The sequence below is a fragment of the Stenotrophomonas sp. 3diitr2024 genome (assembly GCF_042136455.1).
Taxonomy (GTDB): domain Bacteria; phylum Pseudomonadota; class Gammaproteobacteria; order Xanthomonadales; family Xanthomonadaceae; genus Stenotrophomonas; species Stenotrophomonas sepilia.
Genome location: NZ_JBHHMJ010000644.1, coordinates 1 through 319, shown reverse-complemented (window position 1 = coordinate 319; position 319 = coordinate 1). Strand labels below are relative to the sequence as shown.

At 65.5% G+C, this 319-nt stretch carries 1 pseudogene; it reads left to right on the top strand.

The annotated features are described in order from the left end of the window. Window positions 1-202: 202 nt before the first annotated feature. Window positions 203-319, top strand: a pseudogene (locus ABGA94_RS16700) (glycoside hydrolase domain-containing protein); the annotation flags it as partial.

The window sequence follows — 319 nt, the reverse complement described above, 5'->3', positions numbered from 1 at the left end:
ACCTTGTATGAGGTCTACCTCAACGCTCCCACCAATGGCCCAATCAGGGGCTACACGGCGAAGTTCTGCCTGAAAGCTGCGCCTGACGGATCGACTCGGGTGATCCCCGTCCGCCACGCCGGGCGCGCTGGATGCACTGCGTCTGCAGACCAAGCGGCCAGGCTGGTACAAGCTGCACGCGTTGAACCTGAAAGCCTCGACCTCGCTGTGGGATACCTACCGCGCGCAGAACCAGTGGCTGGCGCTGACCCGCCCGGACGTGGCGCGCGACATCGGCCGTACCCTGCTGGCGATCGACGAACAGGTCGGTTGGCTGCCG